Source organism: Paenibacillus glacialis, from assembly GCF_001637205.1.
Lineage (GTDB): Bacteria > Bacillota > Bacilli > Paenibacillales > Paenibacillaceae > Paenibacillus_AQ > Paenibacillus_AQ glacialis.
The window spans coordinates 79,957-103,325 of sequence record NZ_LVJH01000016.1 but is presented as its reverse complement, the minus strand read 5'-3'; the positions used below and the strand labels follow the sequence as shown (position 1 = coordinate 103,325).

The following is a 23,369-nucleotide window of genomic DNA, read 5'->3' as shown; positions in this document are numbered from 1 at the left end:
TGTTAAGGGAGTGTAAACTAAGAAATATTCATTTATACAATGTTACTTAAATATTCTATCCCTCATGTTCCTGTAACAGAGGTAATTCTACAGTAAACGTACTGCCGATATTAAGTTCGCTGTCTACCGATAATTGACCTTTATGCAAATCAACTAAATGTTTCACTATGGATAGTCCTAGACCCGTTCCACCTGAACCACGTGAACGAGCTTTATCCACACGATAGAAACGTTCAAATATCCGCGGTAGATCTTTTTTAGGAATACCCAACCCAGTATCACTCACAGTAAATTGTATACGATCCTCACCATGATCATGTTCTAAGTGACGAACAATAACCTTGACTTGCCCCCCCTCCTGCGTGTAATTAATTGCATTCGATAAGAGATTTAAGAATATCTGCTTCAGCTTATCCTCATCCGCTTCGATAAATAATTCGTCAGGAATATCCGTTTGCAAGCTAATTCCCTTTTTGTCTGCCATCGTTGTTATCGTTTCCATCACCGACGTAAAGAATGATGTTAAATGAACCGGTGAATTATCCATAGGAATACGTTTAGATTCAATCTTAGAAAGATCTAGAATATCGCTAATAAGTCTGTTCAAACGTTCACTCTCGTCATATATAATTTGCAGAAATGATCGTGCAGTCTTTTCATCAGTCACTCCACCACCAAGCAATGTTTCAGCGAACCCTTTAACTGCGGCAATCGGTGTCTTCAACTCATGAGATACATTAGCAACAAATTCACTGCGCATGTTCTCCAATCTGCGAATGGCGGATATATCCTGTAGTAAGAACAATATTCCTTTGTAGGAACCTTCTTCATCTAACATGGGCACGCCATCTATTCGTATCATTTTCTCATCGGGATAATATAAGGTACGTTCTTCATGGATAGCAATACGTAATGATATTCCCTCTTTCAAAACTTTAGATAATTCATATTGTTGTTTCATATCCATATATGATTTACCTAAGACCTGCTCACTTTTAACTTTGAGCATGCCTTCCGCTGCCGGATTAATAACGGCAATATTTCCTTTTACGTCAATCATCAATATTCCACTGGTCATATTGTCCAATACGCTCTGAATTAAATCCTCATTATCACGTATTCTTTTAAGTTGGTTCTGCAAGCTATCTGCCATCGCATTAATAGCTTTTCCCAATTGCCCCACTTCGTCATGGCGCTCTAATTGTACACGCGCGTCATAATCGAGTTGCGTGATTCTCCTCGCAACTTTAATAATTTTCTCGAGCGGCAAGGTTAAGCTCGTAGCCATACGATAACTGACCAGTGCAGCAATCACAAATAAAATAAGTAGCCACACAGCCATAAGTGTCCAACCACGCTCTAGACCTTCATCTATTGATGCTAGACTAACGGATAGTCGAATATATCCATCAAATACATTGTCCACTTTGACTGGAGCAGCAACATATAACATATTTTGTCCAAGGGAACTACTGTATCTTATGATGTGTCCAACACCATCCTTCGCAGCTGCCACAATTTCTTCACGATTGAGATGGTTATCCATCATCAGTGGATCTTTCTCAGAATCGCCAATGACATCTCCGTTGTGATTAATAAAAGTGACCCTCGAGTCAATTAAGTTCCCGATTTCGTGAGCTTCTTTGGTATAGTATTGAATCACTTCTTCATTTTCAGTTGAGCGAAAATCAAGGGTATTACCTAGCAGTTTTATTTCCCGGGCCATATTTTCCTCAAGCACTATGATATGTGAGTTTTTAAATACTTTGGCCATGGCCATTCCAGCACCAATCATCGTTAGACCAATCATGATCATTAATATAAGGGTCAATCTGGTTCGAAAAGACTTCATATCTCACTCATGCTCCTTGGTTCAAATTTGTTATACACTTCACTCGTATGACGTTAGCCTATCATTTTGAACTCTTCTTCCTTATGTAATGGAGCCCACCTCTTCACACAAGTATGAAAAAGTGTTGCTAGCGGTTGCTGAATCATAATTCCAAGGACAACTGGAACTGAGACCTTAGGTGAGAAATAACTCATCGCTAGTACCATGCCTAGCGAAATATTCCGCATACCTGCCGCATACGATAATGTCACCTTTATCTCTCTAGACGTTTTCCACAAAAGATTAGAACCGAAATACCCCATAATGTAACTTATAGCCACTACGATAATAACAGATGGTATAACAACTAACATATCATTTTTTAATTGGACAATGTGTGGAGCAATAGCTGCCGCATTCAAGATAACGACAGAAGTGAATCCGACCTTAGATAACGGTATAGCTATTGGTGCAGTCATCTTCTTAAGCTTACCACCTGACAACTCATATAAAGTAACACCGATCAAGGTCGGAAGAACAACGATTACAAACAAATCTTTCATTAGTTTCATGCTATCAAAACTAATTTGAGCGCTAAAGAAAACTTCGATGAGAAAAGGAACGACAATTGGACTGAGCGCTGAGTCCAACACGACCAAGGCTAGCATTAATGCTACGTTCCCGTGCGATATTCCAACCCACAGCACAGAAGAAACACCAAGGGGAATACTCGTAAATAGGACTAACCCGAGGGTATAATCTGAATGAGATCCAAACAATAACGATCCAAGAACGTATGCAACGAGTGGGGCAACGATGTGACTCAAGAATAAGATTAGCACGATAGGAGCTGGACGTTTCAGTACCTTCTTCAAATGCTCCAACCCACACCCCAGTGCCATCACAAGTGTGACATAACCGAACAAGTAAGGTGTCCAAGAGACGAAGGGTAATAATACCTGACTACATATAAATCCTAAGATCAGCGATCCCGGTATAATGATAAACATATATTTTTCATACCATAACGTAAAGATATTCGCCCATCTCCTCATCAGTAACTCCTCACTCATGCTGTTATTTTATATATTCTATCTCTTGTTAACCATTCATTGGTATTATAATAGCATAACAATATGAATCCAAGAGGAGTAATTGATTCTATGAACTATCATTTCTCAGCTTATATGTATCGTCTACAATATATTCAACGCTGGAGTCTTATGCGAAGTAATATGTCTGAGAACGTTGCAGAACACTCTTACCATGTCGCATTACTCACACATATGCTCTGCATGATCGGTAATCATTATTTCGACCGTGAATTAAATGCTGAACGCGCTGTAACATTAGCTCTATTTCATGATGCTAGTGAAGTATTTATAGGGGATATTGCTACCCCTGTTAAACATGATAATCCTCTTCTCCTTGCAAATTTCCGTGAGATGGAAAGAATTGCAGCAATGCGTCTACTCAGCATGACTCCACCTGAGCTACAACCTACCTATAAGGGATTACTAAACCCCGATCCAATAGATATTCAAGAACAAGAGTTATGTAAGTATGTGAAAGCAGCAGATCGTTTAGACGCTTATCTCAAATGTACTTTAGAAGTCGCTACTGGGAATCGGGAATTTGAGGTTGCAAAGAAGCAGACCTATCAAAAGTTGCAACTATTGGAGATGCCTGAAATGGATTATTTCCTGCAACACATTGCACCAAGTTTTGAAATGTCATTGGATGAGTTGTATCATTCCTAGTCCTAAGCGAATACAATCAAGCATAAGCGGCTATGCCGTCCTTTGGCGCGCATAGCAACGATTAGCGTTGAAATATAAGCGTTAGTATAAGAGTGAAACATATACTTTCTTATATTTAAATAAAGCCCTTCCCTTGATAACATATCGGGTAAGGGCCTTACGTCTAGCTTTAACCGTTCACAACTTCCCCACCATTGACATGGATCACTTGTCCACTCACATATGAGGAATCATTTGAAGCTAGATATACATAAGCTGGTGCTACTTCTTCAGGCTGACCCGGACGTTTCATTGGCTGACTACCACCGAACTCGCTCACTTTCTCAGCATCAAAGGTAGATGGAATCAGTGGTGTCCAGATCGGACCTGGAGCAACGGCATTGACACGAATACCCTTGTCTATAACGTTCATTGAAAGGGAACGAGTAAAACTAACAATCGCACCTTTTGTCGCCGAATAATCAAGGAGTGTAGCATTCCCTTTAAACGCTGTAATGGATGCCGTATTTATAATGCTACTTCCACTCTTCAGATGTGGCATAACCACCTTGGTCATGTAGAACATACTAAATATATTCGTTTGGAACGTCCGCTCCAATTGTTCTTTCGTAATATCCTCGATTCTTTGCTGTGGATGTTGTTCAGCTGCATTATTGACTAGAATATCGATTTGTCCGAACTGATCCATTGTTTGTTTAACGGAAGCTTTACAGACCTCTTCATCTCCAATATCTCCAGCAATTAAAATGCACTTTCGGCCTTCTTGTTCCACTTGTCGTTGTGTTTCCAACGCATCATCATGTTCATTCAAATACAGAACAGACAGATCTGCTCCTTCCTTAGCAAAAGCAACAGCAGTGGCTCGCCCAATCCCACTATCTCCTCCCGTTATTATCGCTACTTTCCCTTGTAATTTCCCGGCCGCCTTGTAGTTTAGCGATTCGAAGATAGGAAGAGGATTCATCTTACTCTCCACTCCTGGCTGTTGATTCTGGTGCTGTGCTGGTAAGGTTTTTTTAGGTTGTTGTCCCGACATGATCATTCTCCCTTCTAAAACTATCTTTATTAGGATGACAACAATCCGTCTCAACTATTCTTCAACCAACAATTGTTCCAAATATTAAATTATCGAACGATCAGGATCTCGAAATTATTATTTTTACACAAAAAAAAGAATACCCCGAAATAAATGACAGGACATTCTCTCTTTTAAAAAATGTATTAAATGACCGTGTTAAATACCATGAAGTATACCATCACAAGTAGACAAACTGCGAGGATCGCACTCATCATCCGCAATTTCCCTGCTTCAGCTGAAATATCTTTCTTTTCCTTGATTTTCGCAACTGCTGACTTCAATGGTCTGCTCATCATTCCACTAATTGCGAATAGGGCAATGATAAGTACACAAGTAACAATCATCCAAGCTACAGAATAATCACCTTGCGACATAAGATAGCCACCCGTAATAAACTGAATTAGCAACCCTACTTGAGCGAAAATATTAAAACTACGAATCGCTACAGCCGTGCCTTCTTGAGCTGGCAACGACAACGTTGACATCTTACTCACGATAAACGGCAATAACAGGTAGAACCCAACTGATAATGCTCCTAAGATATGTACAAAACTCATGATCGTCCACATAGAAAATACCCTCCCAAAATCTGTATTCTGTGATAATTATCACACTAAGTATAACGTACCTATGAATGAAAAGAAAGAAGTCTCACGTCTTTAAAAGACATAGAGACTTCTTCTTTCATAACTTTGACACTTCTACAGTGTCTTGTACCTTATACTATTACATTTCTATTAGACCGTAACCACCGAAATAACATTTCGAACAGAATCGGCCGATTTTTCCAATGCTAATTTCTCATCAGCAGTCAACTCTAGTTCAAATATCTTCTCAATTCCATCCCCACCAAGAATCGTAGGTACGCCCATAAATAGGCCGTCGTAGCCATACTCTCCTTCAAGCAAAGCAATAACTGGAATAATACGTTTCTTATCCTTCAAAATAGCTTCCGTCATTTGTACCAAGGACGCTGCAGGCGCATAATAAGCACTACCGTTACCCAGTAAGTTTACGATTTCGCCGCCACCTACACGTGTACGTTGAACGATCGCTTCAATACGCTCAGAACTGATTAGTGTATCAATCGGAATTCCACCAACGCTTGAATAGCGAACTAGAGGTACCATGTCATCTCCATGTCCACCTAATACAAATCCACGAACGTCTTCAACAGATACATTCAACTCTTGTGCAATGAACGTACAATAGCGCGCTGTATCAAGAACGCCCGATTGACCAATGACACGATTCTTAGGGAATCCAAGAGCGTTATATGCCACATAAGTCATAGCGTCCACAGGATTACTTAAAATGATAACGATAGAGTTCGGAGCATATTTCTTAATATTCTCACAAACTGACTTCACGATCCCTGCATTTGTATTCACAAGGTCATCACGACTCATCCCAGGTTTGCGAGCAATACCTGCCGTAATAATAACAACATCGGAATCAGCTGCATCTTCATAGTTAGACGTACCGATAATTTGGCTATCGAATCCTTGAACAGGACTCGCTTCCATCATATCAAGCGCCTTACCTTTAGTTGGGTTCTCAAGCTGAGGAATATCAATTAATACAACATCCCCAAGTTCCTTTTGCGCTAACATTAGTGCAGTTGTAGCACCGGTAAATCCAGCACCAACCACGGATATTTTATTTCTCTTTAATCCCATAATCAAATGCTCCCCTATATGACTACATATTTTTAATAACTTGATCTGCGAACTCTGAACATTTAACTTCTGTAGCGCCATCCATTTGACGAGCGAAATCATAAGTAACAATCTTATCGTTAATGGAAGTCTCCATACCTTTATAAATAAGATCTGCTGCTTCCTTCCAACCCAAATGCTCAAGCAACATAACGCCCGATAGAACAACTGAACCTGGATTAACAAGATCCTTATCTGCATATTTCGGAGCTGTACCATGCGTAGCTTCAAAAATAGCGTGTCCAGTAAGATAGTTGATATTAGCTCCTGGAGCAATACCAATTCCACCAATCTGCGCTGCAAGAGCATCAGATAGATAATCACCGTTCAGGTTTAGTGTAGCAATCACATCAAAGTCAGTCGGACGTGTTAGAACTTGTTGCAAAGCGATGTCAGCAATAGCATCCTTAATAAGGATCTTACCAGCCGCTAAAGCTTCATTCTGAGCTGCGTTTGCTGCCTCTTCGCCATCTTTTTCCTTAATAATATCGTATTGAGCCCATGTGAATACTTTATCCCCGAACTCCTGTTCAGCTACTTCATATCCCCAGTTCTTAAAGGCACCCTCAGTATATTTCATGATGTTACCTTTATGTACCAGCGTTACACTCTTACGTCCATGCTCGATCGCATATTCAACTGCAGCGCGCACTAGACGTTTGGAGCCATCCTCAGATACTGGCTTGATACCGATCCCTGATGTTTCTGGGAAACGGATATTCTTCACTCCCATTTCATCCTGAAGAAATGTGATCAATTTCTTCACTTCATCGGAACCTTCTTTGTATTCAATACCCGCATAGATATCTTCTGTATTCTCACGGAAGATGACCATATCTACTAGATCAGGACGTTTAACTGGGGAAGGTACACCTTTGAAATAACGAACTGGACGCAAACATACGTACAAGTCTAATTCTTGGCGCAACGCCACGTTCAAGGAGCGAATTCCTCCACCAATTGGTGTTGTCAAAGGTCCTTTGATCGCTACGATATATTCACGGATAGCTTCTAACGTATCGTTCGGAAGCCATTCTCCGTACTCATTGAAAGCTTTCTCACCTGCAAACACTTCATACCAAGCAATTTTCTTAGAACCGCCATAAGCTTTATCTACTGCAGCATCAAGTACACGTTTGGAAGCTTTCCAGATATCGCGTCCTGTTCCATCCCCTTCAATAAACGGAATGATTGGAAAATTCGGAACCTTTAGTACCCCATCTTGAATCTCAATCTTGTCACCCTCGGTTGGAAGTGCGTACTTTTCTAGTTTAAACATGTATTTGTATCCTCCTAAAAAGTTTTTTTGTGTATTACTTCATGATTATTCTTCGAAAAAAACTTACTTCGGAAGCATAATCTTTTTTATTAGCATAACATCCAAGTCAATTCTACGAAAAAATTACTTCGAAAGCATAAGCTTAGTTTTTTGTAGTGTTACTACCATGTCAGTTCATCTATTTTGTAAGCTTAACGCAATTCAATAGAAATATACTTCTGATCATGTAACCCTATATATTCAGCACGTGGACGGATGATTCGGTTCGATTCCCATTGTTCAAGAATGTGTGCTGTCCATCCAGATACACGACTAATCGCAAAGATCGGTGTAAACAATTCACTTTCTATTCCAAGCTGTGTATATACCGAAGCAGAATAGAAATCAACATTTGGTTTTAAACCTTTTTGTCCAGTTACCATCTCTTCAATCTTTACAGACATTTCATACAAATCAGAATTGCCTTTCATTTCACTAAGTTCACGTGACATCGTTTGAAGATATTTGGCTCGCGGATCTCCATTCTTATATACCCGATGTCCGAATCCCATAATGATTTCACGTTTGTTTAACTTGTCTTGAATATAGCTTTCAACTTGATCGATCCCACCAATTTTCTCCAACATTCTCATCACTGCTTCATTAGCTCCGCCATGAAGAGGTCCCTTTAGGGCTCCGATAGCAGAAGTAACTCCGGAATATATATCAGAGAGTGTTGCTACCGTTACACGACCTGCAAACGTAGAAGCATTAAATTCGTGATCAGCATGAAGCACAAGCGCTTGATCCAAAGCCTTAATGGAAGTCTCATCTGGTTGCTCGCCTCTTAACATAAACAGAAAATTTTCTGCAATAGACAGTCCCTTTTGAGGTTGAACTGGTTCTTTTCCTTGGCGAATACGGGAGAGAGCAGCTACAATCGTCGGCAATTGCGCCTGAAGCTTTATTGCCTTCTTCTCATTAATCGTACGATTCATATCATCTGCTTCTTCGTCATATAAAGCAAGGGCGGAAATAGCAGTACGAAGTGCAGCCATCGTATTTGTATCTTTAGGATACAACTTCATCTGTTCTATCAATGTCTGAGGGATTGGTGCAAAAGTATCCAAATCTTGCTTCAGGTCATATAATTCTTGAACATTAGGTAACTTACCGAACCATAATAAATAAGCGACTTCTTCAAAACTAGCATGTAACGCTAAGTCATTAATATCATATCCGCGATATGTCAGCACACCATCCACGATCGAACTAATGGATGAAGTTGCAGCTACGATACCTTCCAATCCTTTGGTTGCCGTCATCGTACATCTCTCCTTTTGTGAAAACGTATTTTTAAGAAGGCTATCCGCATCAATGAAAACATTTACATTCTTAAACACTAAAAATCTAACATCCAGAGTAAACCTTCTAACATCATACTGGATTTTGTCTGATATGTGAACATTTTCAAAGCTACTTATCGCATTAAATTGTTTTATCAGCATCATAAAGAATTTATTTTGGAAGCCTTTTCATTCTTATGAATATAGGAGACAAGCTGCTTAGTATTGGTCTCCCCTTTACTTCTATCTTCAATCTTCTACTTTATCTTCTGTACACCGTCATATTCCCATTCTTCATCTTTTTCTTTAGCCATCTAAGAATGAAAAGACGATAGATTGGGCGTGTCAGCGGAAATATCATTGTAAATCCAACGACATCCGTGAAAAAACCAGGCAATACTAAAAAAAGTCCCCCAATAAAAATACTTAACCCATCAACTAAAGTTCTCCCAGGAATTTGTCTATTCTGCATTTGTGAACGAGCATCTTCCAATACCTTTCGTCCTTCAAATCGCATCATCACGAGACCTACGGCAGAAGTAAATAATGTAAGAAGAAATGTATTCATTCCACCAAATCTACCTATAACAAAATCAAATACGTAAAACTCTATCATTGCAACAATTATAATTAAACCTAAAATCCACTTCCACATACCCGTAACCCTCCCTTAGACCATATCTATACTTATAAAGCATAGTATACTCACATGCAATTTTCCAGTTTAGTCGATTCAGGCCATTCCAATAAGGGTTTTAATTAAAAAAAAATAACGACCTATTTATTTCTTAGGCCGTTACTCTCTATATCATACATTCTGTACAACTAATTTAGAGCAATTTACCTTTATTAATAACGCTCACTTTAATAAGGTTAGTTGAACCTGAACGTCCCAAAGGAACACCTGCTGTGATCACAACAAGATCACCTTCGTTAACAAGCCCAGAATTAATTCCACCTTGTATCGCATAATCAAACATCTCATCCGTTGTAGACGCTAGTTTACCCTTAACAGGCGTTACTCCCCATGTAAGAGTCAGACGACGCATCGTACGATCTTCTGTTGTTACAGCGATAATAGGAGCTTCTGGACGGTATTTAGAAACGACACGTGCCGTGTGACCAGTCTCAGTTGAAGAAATAATTGCTTTTGCATTCAAATCCAATGCAGAAATAGTAACCGCTTGGCTAATCGCTTCTGTGATTGTTGTTTCTTGAATTGTGCTTTGTTTCAAGAATAATTCACGATAATTCAAAGCCGATTCAGCTTTTTCAGCAATACGTGACATGGTAAGAACGGATTCAACTGGATATTTCCCTGCTGCTGTTTCACCAGACAACATAATTGCATCTGTTCCGTCAAAAATAGCATTAGCTACGTCACTTGCTTCAGCGCGAGTTGGACGTGGATTACGTTGCATAGAATCCAACATCTGCGTAGCTGTAATGACAGGTTTACCTGCCCAGTTTGCTTTTTCAATCATCATTTTTTGTACCAATGGTACGTCTTCTGCAGGAATTTCTGTACCCAGATCTCCACGTGCAACCATCAATCCATCAGATACTGCAAGAATTTCATCAAGATTATCAACGCCTTCTTGGTTTTCAATCTTGGAGATGATGTTGATATGGCCAGCATTATGACGCTCTAACAATTCACGAATCTCAAGCACGTCACTCGCTTTACGAACGAATGAAGCGGCAATAAAATCGATGTCTTGTCCGATTCCAAAAATGATATCGTTAGCGTCTTTCTCTGTGATACCTGGAAGAGAAATACGAACACCTGGCACGTTAACGCCTTTTTTACTCTTAATCGTACCTCCATTAACAATAAGGCACTTGATTTCTGTTCCTTGAACTTCCACAACCGTCAAACCAATCAAACCATCATCGATCAAGATGGTAGAACCCGGTTCAACATCACTTGGAAGGTCGGCATATGTGATGGAGATACGATTCTTGTCTCCCAAAATTTCTTCCGTAGTCAATGTAATGTATTCATCTTGTACAAGTTCAATTGGCTCAACTGCGAGCTTACCTGTACGGATTTCTGGACCTTTAGTATCTAATAGGATGGCAACAGTCTTGCCCAATTCCTGTGAGGCTTGGCGAATGACATTAATTCGATTGCCATGTTCATCAAAGTCACCATGTGAAAAGTTTAATCGTGCAACGTTCATTCCCGCCATAATTAACTTTTTAATATTCTCTAATGATTCACTTGCTGGACCAATCGTACAAACAATTTTAGTTTTGCGCATTATGATTTCCTCCGTTTTTAAAAGATCTCTCTTTAACATATCTTTTCAACAACTAAATCTACTACATGAGGAAGGTTTTGTATAGGACCTTTATCATATTAATTATCACCCATAAATTGGGTGTCCACTAAATCAGTATCTAAAGACCGTTCAAAAGTAACCTTCCCTATCTTCCTAAACTTCGAATAACGATCTTCTTTTAATGCATTCATATCCATTGCAGACAACTCTTTCAAGTGACGGCACAGACTATCTTTAATATTACTTGCTGTTAACTCGTAATCTCGTTGGGCTCCACCTTGAGGCTCAGGGATGATCTCTTCAATCACTTCAAATTGAAGTAGATCTTGCGCCGTAATCTTCATAGCTTCAGCCGCTTGATCAGCACGTGATGCATCTTTCCACAGAATGGATGCAGCACCATTCGGAGAAATAACTGAATAAATGGCATGTTCTAACATAAGGACACGGTTACCCACAGCCAAACCCAGCGCTCCGCCACTTCCACCCTCACCGATAACTACACAAACAACAGGTACGCCAAGAATGGACATTTCCCGTAGATTTCGAGCAATCGCTTCAGATTGACCTCTCTCTTCTGCAGTATTCCCAGGATAAGCTCCCTTAGTATCAATAAAAGTTATGATCGGACGTTTAAACTTGTCCGCTTGTTTCATGAGCCTGAGAGATTTTCTAAACCCTTCAGGGTGTGAGCTCCCAAAAAAACGTGCAATATTATCTTTGGTATCCTTGCCACGTTGCTGTCCTATAACAGTCACGGGCACACCATTTAAGGTCGCGATCCCACCAACAACGGCGAGGTCATCACCAAACAATCGATCACCATGAAGTTCAACAAAATCAGTGAAAATAAGCTGAATTAAATCCAGTGATGTTGGGCGCTGTTGATGTCTTGCAAGATGCATTTTCTGAGGCGCTGAAATATTGGAATAAATTTCTTCTTCCAATTTACTATAACGTTCTTCCAGTCTAGAAATTTCATCCGTAAAATCAATACCTTTTTCCTGACCAAACACCTTTAATTCGTCGATCTTTTTGCGCATCTCTATAAGAGGTAATTCAAAAGGCAATTCAGCTGCCATTTAAAATTCCCCCTTTATTGTATGAAATTCTATGAGCTTAGCAAGCATTCCACGCATCTCTTTGCGGTGTGTCACTAAGTCCAATTGTCCATGTGCCATATTATATTCTGCCGTTTGGAAATCATCCGGTAATTTCTGACGAATCGTCTGTTCAATAACAATTCGACCGGCAAATCCAAATACAGCACCAGGTTCAGCAATATTTATATCACCAAGTGTCGCAAAACTTGCGGATACACCGCCCATTGTTGGATCAGTAATGACAGAAATATATAACCCTCCCTGTTCGTTAAACCGTGCAAGAGCCGCACTTGTCTTAGCCATCTGCATTAGGCTAAGAATACTTTCCTGCATTCTTGCACCACCTGAGGTAGAGAAGATGATGAGAGGCAATTGCCTTTCCATAGCGGTCTCAATCGCTCGGGTTATTTTCTCCCCAACGACAGATCCCATACTTCCACTGAAGAAATTAAAACTCATAACCGCTACGACAACCGGATTCCCACAAAGAGTACCTTGTCCGGTAATAACCGCTTCTTTTAAACCTGATTTCATTGCTTGCTCTTCTAGCTTGGTAGCATAACCAGGAAATTGAAGCGGATCTATCGATATCATGTCCCTATCGAACTCTTCAAATCCCTCTTCATCCAAAGTTATTTGGATTCGTTCATTTGCATTCAGACGTATATGATAACCACAAGATGTACAAACCTTCAGGTTCTTCTCCAGTTCCTTGCTGTACTGAATAGTGCCACACTTGGCACATTTGCTCATAAGGCCTTCTGGAACTTCCCGTCTCGGGCGATCGCCCTCTGGATTGTTGTCCCGTCCCATACGATCTGAAGGAATGGTCGCGTATTTTCTCTTCTTTTGAAATAAGTCTTTAAACACAACTACACCTCTTCAGCCGTTAATTTGTTGGACGATCTATCCACAAACTTTTATTATACACCATCTAGCAATTATATTGAATATTACGGATGTAAAATACTATTAAGTACTTCTTGAACTTCTTCTAGTTCCCCAGAAGGAACCTGTATTTCATACTGTTGCTTGGACAAATTGACAGGACGGCTTCGAACCAAAAAACCTTCTTCTGTTAATTTGGTCTGAATCATTTCTGCTACCTTAGCGGTAGGTGCGATATAAATAACCGTCCACACTTTCCAAAAAGCCCCCTACTCTCAAGTTCTGAGCTCATATAATGAACCCATGATACCATAATTATCTTTTTAATCGCAACAAATAGTATTGGATTTAAATGGATATGATCGTTCTATACTCATTCTATATCCAGTGGAATTGAATAGTTCTTTGCTCCCTTGTAACGATGGGCTATTCTTGCTGAAGCAGCTGCGGCTAGGCCTGCAACCAAGTCATCTAGAAACACATGGATAGCGCTTGTATTATTATTCAATGACGCGATAATTCCCATCTTTTCCTTATCTAGATATCCGAAACTTGTTAACCCAATCATCCCATATACACTCGTTATTCCAAGTGCCATCGTCTCATCTACGCCATAGAGAGGTTCATCAGCTTCCATGATGGATTGCAAAGGCTGTGGTAGTAACTTCTGTTCCGCTAATTCATCAAGAGCAATACCTGTATACAACGCATACTGAACTTCTCTCTTATTCAAGACAGCTTTCACACTATCCACGCATTCTTCCATCATTAATTGAGGATGGTAGGGCAATTGTAATTCATAGACGATTTCCGCAATATCTTCAATACGAACGCCACGGCGTTCAAGTATAGAATTCACAATTTCAAATGACATCATTAGTCCCCCCGCATACCTATTACCTAAGTGCTAGCAAGGGCATATGGCCTTGTTCGCTAAGGTTGAATTCTTAGGTGTTCCTAAGTGTATGCAGGAGCCATTCGAAAAGTTCGTGATTTACAATTAAACACAATAGAATTTCATAGATTCGGGATTCTTAGGCTGTTTATTTAATTCGTACGCTACCCAGACCTAACATTTGTTCCATCTCTTCAAACAGCTCTGGAGAAGGTTTAATTCGGTAAAGATCACTTAGAGCAAGCAATTTCTGACTTTGCTCATAGAAAAGTACCGTCGCTACCGATCCTGGATGCTTCTGAAACAATTCTTTTAACCCGATTAGCAACTGAGCATTCTCGGCCTGCGTGCTAATCTTTACGAACACACGCTGCTCGACTACGCTCTTCGAGCGCTCTCTCTCAACGGAAGTATCCTTAGGAACTTCTGATGAGATCTCTGATGGTGAAGCATTCGGTTTATTCATGAGATTATCCGGTTTCGCTACGCTTGCCGTTGTTCCAAGAGTACTAGCCTGCGATAAAGTTCGTACTCTTGGTTTCTCACTCCCTATTCGAGCATTATTCTTACGCTTAACCAACTGTTCCAACCCTATAGAATCTAACGGCACAATTTCCTCCGCCAGTAGCTTAAACCCTTCATCCTGTTGCTGTACTTTAGCTCTCAAGGCAAGTAATGCACCTTTCTCAATGTATTTAGAGCTACGTTTCCATACCTCAGGAAATAAGACCACTTCACAGCGCTCTATTTGGTCCTCACACTCCATGAAGGCCATAGCCTTCCCCTGCTTAGTCATAATTGTTTTGATTGAAACAACCATACCTACAACAACTGAGAGGGTGTCATCAGGTAGTTCACTGAGATCCATTAGACGATCAACGCCTGTCGTCTGATTAAGTAGATTCTCATAATCATCAAGTGGATGCCCAGACAGATACAATCCGAGTAATTCTCGCTCCAATTCTAATTGCTGACCTACGGTATACGGCGATATATCTGGATAAGCAATGTCCCAATTCGCACTCTCTACGAAATCAAACATTTGAATTTGTAAATCATCACGATCCTTACGCCACTTCAATGCAGCTTCAACCGTTTCATCTAACATCGCTAGCAATTGAGCTCGATGTCCAGGTAACGAATCGAAGGCACCCGCTTGAATAAGTGATTCAATCACTCTTTTGTTACACACCCTAAGATCGATACGTCTGCAGAAATCAAGAAGACTCTCAAATGGCTTGTCTTTCCTAATAAACATAATATTCTCTACAGCTTGGGTTCCTACATTCTTCACCGCACCTAATCCGAATCGGATATGGCCAGAATCTGCCTGCCCTTCACCAATCTTATCCTGTGCCAATGTCGGTACGGGTACTGGAGTAAAGAGCACACCACTTTCATTAACATCCGGAGATAATACGCCTATAATCATCCGACGGCACTCTAACACGTACTCAGCTACTTTCCGATGATTCCCCATGACAGCTGTCAACATAGAAGCCATAAATTGTACAGGATAATGTGCCTTTAAATACGCTGTTTGGAAAGCAAGTACGCCATAAGCTGTGGCATGTGCTCGTGGGAACCCATAATCTGCGAATCTCACGATCATATCGTAGACTTTATTAGCTTCTTCTTCTGTATATTCTTGATTCAAACTTCCTTCCACGAAATGACTTCTTTCGCGGTCCAACACTTCCCGCTTTTTCTTAGAAACTGCACGCCGTAACAGATCCGACTCTCCTAATGAAAATCCAGCCATTGTAGATGCAATCTTCATTATTTGTTCTTGATATACAATAATACCATACGTATCTTTCAGGATCGGTTCCAGATCTTCATGGGGATATTCCACCTGCAATAATCCGTGCTTCGCTTGAATGAATTTAGGGATAAACTCCATCGGACCTGGACGATAAAGTGCAAGAACAGAAATAACATCCTCGAACGCTGAAGGCTTCAAATCCTTCAATACACGTCTCACACCTGCTGACTCCATTTGGAACACACCGGTTGTATCTCCATGCCCAAGCATTTCGTATGTCTTTGCATCATTATCCGCAATGAGATCGAAATCAGGTATATTCCCTGTCATTTCCCCAATCCAATTCATTGTCCGCTCTATGATGGAGAGCGTTCTAAGTCCAAGAAAGTCCATCTTTAACAGACCGATACTCTCCAAATGCTCCATTGAATACTGTGTGAGTGCCGTCTTATCACTACCCTCTTGCAAAGGAACAACATCCGTCAAAGGATCGCGGGAGATGACGACACCGGCGGCATGCGTGGATGAATGCCGCGGCATTCCTTCAACCTTCATTGCCATGTCCAACATCTCACGTATTTTACCGCCAGCATCATACAATTTCTTGAGATCTTCGCTTACTTCCATAGCTCGATCAATGTGAATACCTAGTTGGTTGGGAATAAGTTTAGCCGTCTTATCCACATCCCCGAAGGGTATATTTAACGCTCTTCCTACATCCCTAACTGCAGCTCGAGCAGCCATCGTTCCAAATGTTATGATCTGTGCAACATGTTCACGACCATACTTATCTACCACATATTCAATGACTTCATCTCGCCGTTCATCACTGAAGTCGATATCTATATCTGGCATGGTTATCCGTTCAGGATTTAAGAATCGCTCAAAGAGCAAATGATACTTCATAGGGTCCACATTCGTAATCTGTAATACGTACGCCACAATACTTCCTGCAGATGATCCACGTCCAGGTCCTACTGCAATGCCTTGTCTGTGAGAGTAAGCAATAAAGTCCCACACGATAAGAAAGTAGTCAGCAAATCCCATACTCCCAATAACCCCAAGTTCGTAGGAAAGCCGTTCTTCTAACTCGCGCCTTGCTTCCGCATCATGCCACCTATCTGTCTTCTCATACCTGGCAACCAAGCCTTCCGAACATAATGCATGTAAATATTGCTCAGAAGTCACCCCAACAGGAAGAGGGCTGTACTCGGGCAGTATTGAACGATCGAATTCAAGCTCTAGCTGACACTTATCTGCGATAACAACTGTATTGAGAATTGCCTCTTGAACATGAGGAAATAAGCGAGCCATTTCCTCCCCACTTTTGAAGTATAACTGGTCTGTTGGGATACGCAGCCGTTGCTCATCATCCACCGTTTTTCCTGTTCCGATACAGATAAGCACATCTTGTACCTCAGCATCCTCACGCTGAAGATAATGAACATCGTTTGTCACTACTAAAGGAATACCCGTCTCTTCACTAAGTTGCATAAGCTGAGGATTAACCCGTTTCTGTTCAGATATTCCGTGATCCTGTAGTTCCAAATAGAAATCATCACCAAATATATCCTTAAACCGTAGCGCGGCCTTTCGTGCCTCTTCATACCTGCCATGTATTATATGTTGCGGGACCTCTCCACCTAAACATGCACTCAGGCAAATAATTCCTTCGTTATGTGTTCGAAGTGATTCTAAATCTATTCTTGGTTTATAGTGAAATCCTTCTAAATGTCCAATGGAGCATAGCTTCATCAGATTTCGGTAGCCTACCTCGTTCTTCGCTAGCAGAATTAAATGATAGATCGGCTGATCCTTACGGCTACCTCTCTCTTTACGTGACCCTGAAGTGAAATAAGCTTCACAGCCAATAATCGGTTTAATACCTTTATTTTTACAAGCCTTATAGAACGGAACTGCACCGTACATAACCCCATGGTCAGTTAAAGCCAACGACTTCATTCCTAAATCCGCAGCCTGTTGCACGAGATCCGTTATACGTGCGGCTCCGTCCAGGAGGCTAAATTCACTATGAACATGTAGATGCACAAATGAAGTCATGTCCGCCCACCCTTTCACCGCAAGTTCTTTTTTTAAAAGTTCTTTCTCTTATTTTATCATATTACCTTAGGCAACGCCCATAGAATGGATTATAGCAAGGATGATCCGCTCTAATATATGAATAAAAGGACAGGACAAGCGTTATTCCAAACCATTGTTCAAGAAAGGGGATAAATTCATGAGTACTTTCTTATCAAAAGCCATTTTGGATTTCTGTATTGCCTTCGGTATTGTTCTCGGAGGTGCGATGGTTGGAGGTATAGGAGCAGTTATTTCCTTGCAGCCACCCACACAAACTATGCTTGAAATAGCAGACAGAATTAAGATTTGGGCGCTCGCAGCAGCTGTAGGTGGAACCATCGACCCTATGCGCGTCATCGAAAGCAACTTCTTTGGTGGCCATTTATCGCCTGCGATCAAACAAATTCTATTTCTCTTGTTTGCCTTTCTAGGCGCTCATACGGGTAGTGAATTAGTCAAATGGATATGTACTGGTAGGAAATAATCATGCGAATCCCTTCCATCAGTCGTATTCTCGCATTCTCAAAAACAACTTCCATCCTTGTACTAGGTATGGTTCTAGGAAGCATATTATATAATGCTATATTTCATGCTAGCTACAACCAACTCTGGCAGGAGAACCAAGATTTACAAATTCAGAAGAAACAATTCGAAGATGATATTAAAACGCTGAAGAAATATAGTAATCAGCAAACCGTCATCAAGGAGATTAAAATACGTGCAGAACAACAAGACCCTCCACTAGATTCCATCATTGTAAAGGAAATTCTCGTTCAGGTGGGTGATGATATCGAAGTACTTCGAGGCCGAAGTGTGTATGAAATTGATACAGATAGTAAAATTGCTAGAACACTCCTAGACCGTAAGATGTATACGGTACGAGAGAAAAATTATGCCATTCATATCAAAACGATGCTTGTTGCCGAAAGTGTATTGCAAATTTGGATATCTATTACGAATCCTTCTGTGCGTTAACAACCCATTCATGATACAATACAAGCAAATTTGTCATTTGTTTAAGGAGTGAAAAGTGGTCATGATTACTGTTATTAAATACATTTTGTTTATACTATTGGTAGTAACTTGTATTACATCTGCCTACTACAGCATACGTTCACACCGTTCTTCCGATCCAACGGATAGAGGACTTTATGGTGCTAATACAAATATATTAATGGGCATCATGCTCATGATGATGTCCATTGTCTTCATGTTCATCTTCCGTGGATCTACACTATCTATCGTTGTGGAAGCGTTATTCTTAGTCTTAGGTGCATTCAATATATTTGCCGGACTACGAAACCGCAAATATTACGCCTATCAAAGAAGTCAGATCTTAATTCATAAAGATTAGTAACTTAACTTATGAATAACCCCTGTTACCTACCCATGTTCAATAGACTGTAACGTCATAACGGCTTTAGATACTAAGGTGTCTTCATGGATCATTTCAATTTCTATTTTACAAGTTCTACGACTCATTTCTAACAGCTTCGGCATAATCACAATCTGGTCTTCAATCTGGACAGGTCGTAAGAAATAAGTAGACATATTGTCCAACACATAATCATTCCCCGAAATATCTTTCGTAGATTTAAACGCAGCTTGGGTCATCACTGTAGTTAATACCCCTTCAGAAATTGTACCTAAATCGGTCGCCATTTGAGGGGTAATAAAACCATGAAAAAACAACCGACCTTCATGATCCCGCTCCTCAGCAATTCCATTCCATATTAAATGATCGAACGTTTCCCCTAGCTGGGGTTGATGCTGTGCATCTCTCATGGCTTGCAGTACTTCTTTGCGATTCACTGTTGCGATCAGTTTACGATTGCGATCCACGATAGGTAGGAAATCAATCCCCTCCCACATCATGTGTTGAGCTGCGGATGCAAGAGATGTCTGTAAGCTCGTCGTAATCGGATTACGAATAAGCACTTTCTCTATACTCTGATCGTCAGGTAGACCCACCATATCTTTTATATTAACGATACCTATCACCCGATTCCATTCATCCGTGACAGCATATCTTGGTTCTCCAGATTGCTCTGCAAGTTCTCTACATTCCTGTGCAGTACTCGTTATTTTGAGAGAGTTAAACTTCGGTTTCGTTGCTACAATATCCTCAACAATCATAATCTTCTTCTTAATTAATCGATCAAAAATCGCCCGATTGATCATCGAAGCAACTGTAAATGTATCATGACGTGAAGAAAAGATAGGTAGGTTACGTTGATCTGCTAAATTCTTAACATCAAGGCTAATACCAAACCCACCGGTAATAAGTACACCTGCACCATGTTCTAAAGCCAAAGAATGAGCATCATCCCGATTACCCACGATGAGCAAACTACCTGCATCAATATATCTCGCCATGGCATCAATTTTCATCGCACCAATCACATACTTGTGGAGATTCTTGTGAAGCCCCTCAGCTCCTCCTAAGACGTGACCCTCCACGATATCTACGACGTCAGAGAACGTTAGCTGGTCAGAAATGTTCCGTGGTTTCTTCTCTATTCGAATTGTTCCAATTCGTTCCTTGGTGATGACAATCCTTAAATTCTCAGCTTCCTTCACTGCACGATAGGCCGTTCCCTCACTAACCCCCATTTCCTTAGCTAGCTTACGCACAGATATCTTCGTTCCCACTTTTAATCCCTCTATATATTGGAGCAAATGCTCGTGTTTCGTGACTGTGTCATCTCTATTCTCCAACTGTTACACCTCCGCACTCAAATCTGTACTACACTGTACCTATTATATCACGGATTTTTCTTAATATACTACTTTTTAACTACTCTGTTACCACGCTCTGAGAGGGTTAAATAGACGTTTCTTTCATCAAAAAAAAGCTCTTAGATTCATTTGAAGAATCTCAAAGCTTTTTAGATAAATACTATTGTAATCCTAACAAGACAATCCTACATACCATTGCTTCTTTCCGACTCTTCCGACAATGTCAATTGCCACTGTTGAAGCTTAAGCAGTCTCACACGCTCAAGTGCCTTCTTCTTCTCTTCATCTACACCCAGAATAACATGCCAATGGGCGGCAATGACTAGCAAAGAGAATGCAACCCATACAACACTGAACAACGACACCCAGCCATTCCCATTATTAAAAGAAATACTAGGTATCGCATAAATTAACATCCCTAATGCAATTAACATAAACATAAAATGCTTGAATTTTGTTCTCTTTCTCATCTCATAAGCAACTCCTTCAATTCGAATCTATATTTCTATTCTATGAAGATTGCAGATGAAATATGAGAACAAAATACGAGAGTTGCAAAAAGAAACGGATACACCATCCCTTAAGGAAGGATATCCGTCTCTTCGGAAATATAAGAAGTAGAGTATCAATATAGATTGAACTAAAGACGAACCCTCATATTCATGATTCTCCTTAGAAAGGATTGAACTTGGCAGAGCAAACTTTAGTTCATTCTATCCAGTGAAACTTATACTTTCTTATATTTTTAAAAATACTAATTAGATATTTGAACCACCATATAAATGCTGAAGGCTCTCTGAGATTATTTTATTTACATCTTCAATGATGATACTTAGTCTACGCTCTGCATCGAACAAACGACGGATATTTAGATTTAGGCTGAGAACTTCAAACAGCTTCTCCATTTTCTCCATTTCTTCAGGTGAAGGCATATCTCCTGTCATCATTTGTTGCTGAAGATCCATTTGACGCTGACGGAAGTCTTCCAACATTTTCTTTCCCTCAGGGTCCTTGTCAATTAAACTCATAGCCGCGTTGATCTCTAGTACCTCTTCACTTTCTTTGAGAGCTTTCGCTAATTCGTGTGTTTTGTCATAAATGTTCATTGTTGTTTCCTCCTTTAAAATTACTCTCCAATTCTGAAAAATGGTCAATCACCAAGGGATATATGTCCTCATATGATGAATTACATGCAATATGCACAGTCCAAATATGACTCAAGACATCAAGTTGTTGTTGGAAGGAGATCCACGATGTCCAAAAAAAAGATATCGGTCCAACTATTCAAACCGGGCATTGTGCAGGCGAATGCAATTATGTTGGGTGAGAAACTCGTTAAACGGTGGAAAATACCCACGGATCGCCCTCTACAATTGACGTTTGGTTCCTTCAAACAGGATATCAACGTAATACCGGTACCCAAGTATAGCGGTCTGCGAATCAGTGCAGCGTTATCAAAGCAAATGGGGCTGCCCTCTCGCCCGGAATTAAAAATCCATTATCACGCTGGAAGCAAGACGCTGCGATTAGGTCCTCTAATTGGCATCATGATCAGCCGTGATCATCCTAACGTGCCTGACAATCCGTTTGGTTCCATCTCAATGTTCTGTCGTGAACTTGTCAATGCCTGCCAAAAGCAAGGGGCGCATGTTTACTTTTTCACCCCAAAACATATCACATCAAGTACCAGTACGATTCAAGGCTGGATCTATGATGGAGGCTGGCGCCTGACTCAAATGCCGATCGCAGATGTCATAAATAATCGTTTGACATCGCGAAAAATGGAGAATAATCCAAGCGTACAGCATTTTATGAAGGAAGTAAAATCCTTGCATGGGACTCACATTTTCAATGAAAAGTTTCTCGACAAAACTGAAGTGTTCGATGCATTAAAAAAAGAGGCACATCTCCAGCGTTACATGCCGGAGTCTCACTTATTGAATGGTTATGCGATTCTAAAGAAGATGTGTACCACGCATTCTGTTGTATTCCTAAAACCCATTCGAGGCAGCCTTGGTAAAGGGATTATCCGTATCTCTAAGCAATCAGATGGTACCTTCCATACATTATCCACCACGATGGGCGGAACACAAAAGAAAATATATGCCACTCTTCCCAAGTTATTCACTAATATTTCAGGAAAAATGAAAAGTACACGTTATCAAATCCAACAAGGATTAACGCTTATCGATCATGGGAAACACCCTGTAGATTTTCGTGCATTAGTACAAAAAAATGCCTCCGGACACTGGAGTGTAACATCCATTGTGGCTCGTATAGCCGGGGGGAATCACTTCGTATCCAATCTGGCTCGTGGTGGTAGCCTTAGTAATGTGAAGGATGCTGTCTTCAAGAGTAACATGCCATTATCCTCTAAAAATAATGCTCACGCCAATCTCAAATTGGCCTCTATGCAAATCGCTAAAGGTCTTGATAATGCTATCCCATCCCATTTCGGTGAGCTTGGGATCGACCTCGCTATGGATAATGCAGGACGGATTTGGATGCTCGAAGTAAACTCAAAACCATCCAAGAATGACAACACACCACTCAATGAGCAAAAAATAAGACCATCCGTCAGTCAAATTGTTCATTATTGTTGCTTTTTGTCTGGCTTTTAA

General features: G+C 40.5%; 22 protein-coding genes. 5 read left to right on the top strand and 17 right to left on the bottom strand.

Going from position 1 to position 23,369, the window contains the following annotated elements; translation table 11 throughout:
* Window positions 1–55: 55 nt before the first annotated feature.
* Window positions 56–1,852, bottom strand: coding sequence for a two-component system histidine kinase PnpS (pnpS, locus tag PGLA_RS09715; protein ID WP_068532047.1), 1,797 nt, complete (start codon window positions 1,850–1,852; stop codon window positions 56–58).
* 53 nt (window positions 1,853–1,905) lie between these two features.
* Window positions 1,906–2,886 (bottom strand): bile acid:sodium symporter family protein, encoded by a 981-nt coding sequence (locus PGLA_RS09710; RefSeq protein WP_068532044.1) that lies wholly within the window; start codon window positions 2,884–2,886, stop codon window positions 1,906–1,908.
* A gap of 108 nt (window positions 2,887–2,994) precedes the next feature.
* Here PGLA_RS09710 and yfbR point away from each other — a divergent pair, with 108 nt between their 5' ends.
* Complete coding sequence (yfbR, locus tag PGLA_RS09705) at window positions 2,995–3,591, top strand: 5'-deoxynucleotidase (RefSeq protein ID WP_068532042.1); 597 nt, start codon at window positions 2,995–2,997, stop codon at window positions 3,589–3,591.
* 169 nt (window positions 3,592–3,760) lie between these two features.
* On the opposite strand, the gene PGLA_RS09700 is transcribed toward yfbR, so the two are convergent.
* From PGLA_RS09700 to PGLA_RS09645, 12 genes are all read right to left on the bottom strand, one after another.
* Entirely contained in the window at window positions 3,761–4,627 is an 867-nt protein-coding gene (locus PGLA_RS09700) for an SDR family oxidoreductase (protein WP_068532040.1), read from the bottom strand.
* Between the two features lie 185 nt (window positions 4,628–4,812).
* A complete protein-coding gene (locus PGLA_RS09695) occupies window positions 4,813–5,238 on the bottom strand; it encodes a hypothetical protein (protein ID WP_068532038.1) in 426 nt (141 codons plus the stop codon).
* Between the two features lie 168 nt (window positions 5,239–5,406).
* Window positions 5,407–6,348: a malate dehydrogenase gene (gene mdh, locus PGLA_RS09690; protein ID WP_068532036.1), complete on the bottom strand. Its 942-nt coding sequence runs from the start codon at window positions 6,346–6,348 to the stop codon at window positions 5,407–5,409.
* A 22-nt stretch (window positions 6,349–6,370) separates the two neighbouring features.
* Window positions 6,371–7,666, bottom strand: coding sequence for an NADP-dependent isocitrate dehydrogenase (gene icd / locus PGLA_RS09685; protein WP_068532034.1), 1,296 nt, complete (start codon window positions 7,664–7,666; stop codon window positions 6,371–6,373).
* Window positions 7,667–7,857: 191 nt separating this feature from the next.
* Window positions 7,858–8,970 carry a citrate/2-methylcitrate synthase gene (locus PGLA_RS09680; protein WP_068532030.1) on the bottom strand — a complete coding sequence of 371 codons (1,113 nt, stop codon included), beginning with the start codon at window positions 8,968–8,970 and terminating at the stop codon, window positions 7,858–7,860.
* A gap of 283 nt (window positions 8,971–9,253) precedes the next feature.
* Window positions 9,254–9,646 carry an FxsA family protein gene (locus tag PGLA_RS09675; RefSeq protein WP_068532028.1) on the bottom strand — a complete coding sequence of 131 codons (393 nt, stop codon included), beginning with the start codon at window positions 9,644–9,646 and terminating at the stop codon, window positions 9,254–9,256.
* Window positions 9,647–9,821: 175 nt separating this feature from the next.
* Window positions 9,822–11,255: a pyruvate kinase gene (gene pyk, locus PGLA_RS09670; protein WP_068532025.1), complete on the bottom strand. Its 1,434-nt coding sequence runs from the start codon at window positions 11,253–11,255 to the stop codon at window positions 9,822–9,824.
* Between the two features lie 98 nt (window positions 11,256–11,353).
* Entirely contained in the window at window positions 11,354–12,358 is a 1,005-nt protein-coding gene (locus tag PGLA_RS09665; RefSeq protein WP_068532023.1) for an acetyl-CoA carboxylase carboxyltransferase subunit alpha, read from the bottom strand.
* Window positions 12,359–13,249 (bottom strand): acetyl-CoA carboxylase, carboxyltransferase subunit beta, encoded by an 891-nt coding sequence (accD, locus tag PGLA_RS09660; protein WP_068532021.1) that lies wholly within the window; start codon window positions 13,247–13,249, stop codon window positions 12,359–12,361.
* An 83-nt stretch (window positions 13,250–13,332) separates the two neighbouring features.
* Window positions 13,333–13,521 carry a glutamate decarboxylase gene (locus PGLA_RS09655; RefSeq protein ID WP_068532019.1) on the bottom strand — a complete coding sequence of 63 codons (189 nt, stop codon included), beginning with the start codon at window positions 13,519–13,521 and terminating at the stop codon, window positions 13,333–13,335.
* A 119-nt stretch (window positions 13,522–13,640) separates the two neighbouring features.
* A complete protein-coding gene (locus tag PGLA_RS09650; protein ID WP_068532017.1) occupies window positions 13,641–14,141 on the bottom strand; it encodes a phosphatidylglycerophosphatase A family protein in 501 nt (166 codons plus the stop codon).
* 169 nt (window positions 14,142–14,310) lie between these two features.
* The gene (locus PGLA_RS09645; RefSeq protein WP_068532016.1) at window positions 14,311–17,988 is read right to left on the bottom strand and encodes a DNA polymerase III subunit alpha; all 3,678 of its coding nucleotides are present in this window, start codon (window positions 17,986–17,988) and stop codon (window positions 14,311–14,313) included.
* A 178-nt stretch (window positions 17,989–18,166) separates the two neighbouring features.
* Here PGLA_RS09645 and PGLA_RS09640 point away from each other — a divergent pair, with 178 nt between their 5' ends.
* The 3 genes from PGLA_RS09640 to PGLA_RS09630 all read left to right on the top strand — a co-directional run bounded on the left by PGLA_RS09640 (window position 18,167) and on the right by PGLA_RS09630 (window position 19,363).
* The gene (locus PGLA_RS09640) at window positions 18,167–18,493 is read left to right on the top strand and encodes a YtrH family sporulation protein (protein ID WP_068532015.1); all 327 of its coding nucleotides are present in this window, start codon (window positions 18,167–18,169) and stop codon (window positions 18,491–18,493) included.
* Between the two features lie 2 nt (window positions 18,494–18,495).
* On the top strand, window positions 18,496–18,984 hold the full coding sequence (locus tag PGLA_RS09635; protein ID WP_068532013.1) for a sporulation membrane protein YtrI: 489 nt from the start codon (window positions 18,496–18,498) through the stop codon (window positions 18,982–18,984).
* A gap of 61 nt (window positions 18,985–19,045) precedes the next feature.
* Complete coding sequence (locus tag PGLA_RS09630; protein WP_068532011.1) at window positions 19,046–19,363, top strand: YtpI family protein; 318 nt, start codon at window positions 19,046–19,048, stop codon at window positions 19,361–19,363.
* A gap of 29 nt (window positions 19,364–19,392) precedes the next feature.
* On the opposite strand, the gene PGLA_RS09625 is transcribed toward PGLA_RS09630, so the two are convergent.
* The 3 genes from PGLA_RS09625 to PGLA_RS09615 form a co-directional block, all read right to left on the bottom strand.
* Complete coding sequence (locus tag PGLA_RS09625; RefSeq protein WP_068532010.1) at window positions 19,393–20,727, bottom strand: DRTGG domain-containing protein; 1,335 nt, start codon at window positions 20,725–20,727, stop codon at window positions 19,393–19,395.
* Window positions 20,728–20,933: 206 nt separating this feature from the next.
* Window positions 20,934–21,218: a hypothetical protein gene (locus PGLA_RS09620; protein ID WP_068532008.1), complete on the bottom strand. Its 285-nt coding sequence runs from the start codon at window positions 21,216–21,218 to the stop codon at window positions 20,934–20,936.
* Between the two features lie 288 nt (window positions 21,219–21,506).
* Window positions 21,507–21,854, bottom strand: coding sequence for a YlbF/YmcA family competence regulator (locus tag PGLA_RS09615; protein ID WP_068532006.1), 348 nt, complete (start codon window positions 21,852–21,854; stop codon window positions 21,507–21,509).
* A 147-nt stretch (window positions 21,855–22,001) separates the two neighbouring features.
* On the opposite strand from PGLA_RS09615, the gene PGLA_RS09610 reads away from it, so the two are divergent.
* Window positions 22,002–23,369, top strand: coding sequence for a YheC/YheD family endospore coat-associated protein (locus PGLA_RS09610; RefSeq protein ID WP_068532004.1), 1,368 nt, complete (start codon window positions 22,002–22,004; stop codon window positions 23,367–23,369).

What these genes read in the sequence shown, in the direction of transcription:
- PGLA_RS09675 (WP_068532028.1), bottom strand. Translation starts at nt 9,646, where the DNA reads ATGTGGAAGTGGATTTTAGGTTTAATTATAATTGTTGCAATGATAGAG.
- pnpS (WP_068532047.1), bottom strand. Translation starts at nt 1,852, where the DNA reads ATGAAGTCTTTTCGAACCAGATTGACCCTTATATTAATGATCATGATT.
- PGLA_RS09615 (WP_068532006.1), bottom strand. Translation starts at nt 21,854, where the DNA reads ATGAACATTTATGACAAAACACACGAATTAGCGAAAGCTCTCAAAGAA.
- PGLA_RS09650 (WP_068532017.1), bottom strand. Translation starts at nt 14,141, where the DNA reads ATGTCATTTGAAATTGTGAATTCTATACTTGAACGCCGTGGCGTTCGT.
- PGLA_RS09695 (WP_068532038.1), bottom strand. Translation starts at nt 5,238, where the DNA reads ATGTGGACGATCATGAGTTTTGTACATATCTTAGGAGCATTATCAGTT.
- PGLA_RS09630 (WP_068532011.1), top strand. Translation starts at nt 19,046, where the DNA reads ATGATTACTGTTATTAAATACATTTTGTTTATACTATTGGTAGTAACT.
- mdh (WP_068532036.1), bottom strand. Translation starts at nt 6,348, where the DNA reads ATGGGATTAAAGAGAAATAAAATATCCGTGGTTGGTGCTGGATTTACC.
- PGLA_RS09680 (WP_068532030.1), bottom strand. Translation starts at nt 8,970, where the DNA reads ATGACGGCAACCAAAGGATTGGAAGGTATCGTAGCTGCAACTTCATCC.
- pyk (WP_068532025.1), bottom strand. Translation starts at nt 11,255, where the DNA reads ATGCGCAAAACTAAAATTGTTTGTACGATTGGTCCAGCAAGTGAATCA.
- PGLA_RS09710 (WP_068532044.1), bottom strand. Translation starts at nt 2,886, where the DNA reads ATGAGGAGATGGGCGAATATCTTTACGTTATGGTATGAAAAATATATG.
- PGLA_RS09635 (WP_068532013.1), top strand. Translation starts at nt 18,496, where the DNA reads ATGCGAATCCCTTCCATCAGTCGTATTCTCGCATTCTCAAAAACAACT.
- PGLA_RS09645 (WP_068532016.1), bottom strand. Translation starts at nt 17,988, where the DNA reads ATGACTTCATTTGTGCATCTACATGTTCATAGTGAATTTAGCCTCCTG.
- icd (WP_068532034.1), bottom strand. Translation starts at nt 7,666, where the DNA reads ATGTTTAAACTAGAAAAGTACGCACTTCCAACCGAGGGTGACAAGATT.
- yfbR (WP_068532042.1), top strand. Translation starts at nt 2,995, where the DNA reads ATGAACTATCATTTCTCAGCTTATATGTATCGTCTACAATATATTCAA.
- PGLA_RS09700 (WP_068532040.1), bottom strand. Translation starts at nt 4,627, where the DNA reads ATGTCGGGACAACAACCTAAAAAAACCTTACCAGCACAGCACCAGAAT.
- PGLA_RS09610 (WP_068532004.1), top strand. Translation starts at nt 22,002, where the DNA reads ATGTCCAAAAAAAAGATATCGGTCCAACTATTCAAACCGGGCATTGTG.
- PGLA_RS09640 (WP_068532015.1), top strand. Translation starts at nt 18,167, where the DNA reads ATGAGTACTTTCTTATCAAAAGCCATTTTGGATTTCTGTATTGCCTTC.
- PGLA_RS09665 (WP_068532023.1), bottom strand. Translation starts at nt 12,358, where the DNA reads ATGGCAGCTGAATTGCCTTTTGAATTACCTCTTATAGAGATGCGCAAA.
- PGLA_RS09620 (WP_068532008.1), bottom strand. Translation starts at nt 21,218, where the DNA reads ATGAGAAAGAGAACAAAATTCAAGCATTTTATGTTTATGTTAATTGCA.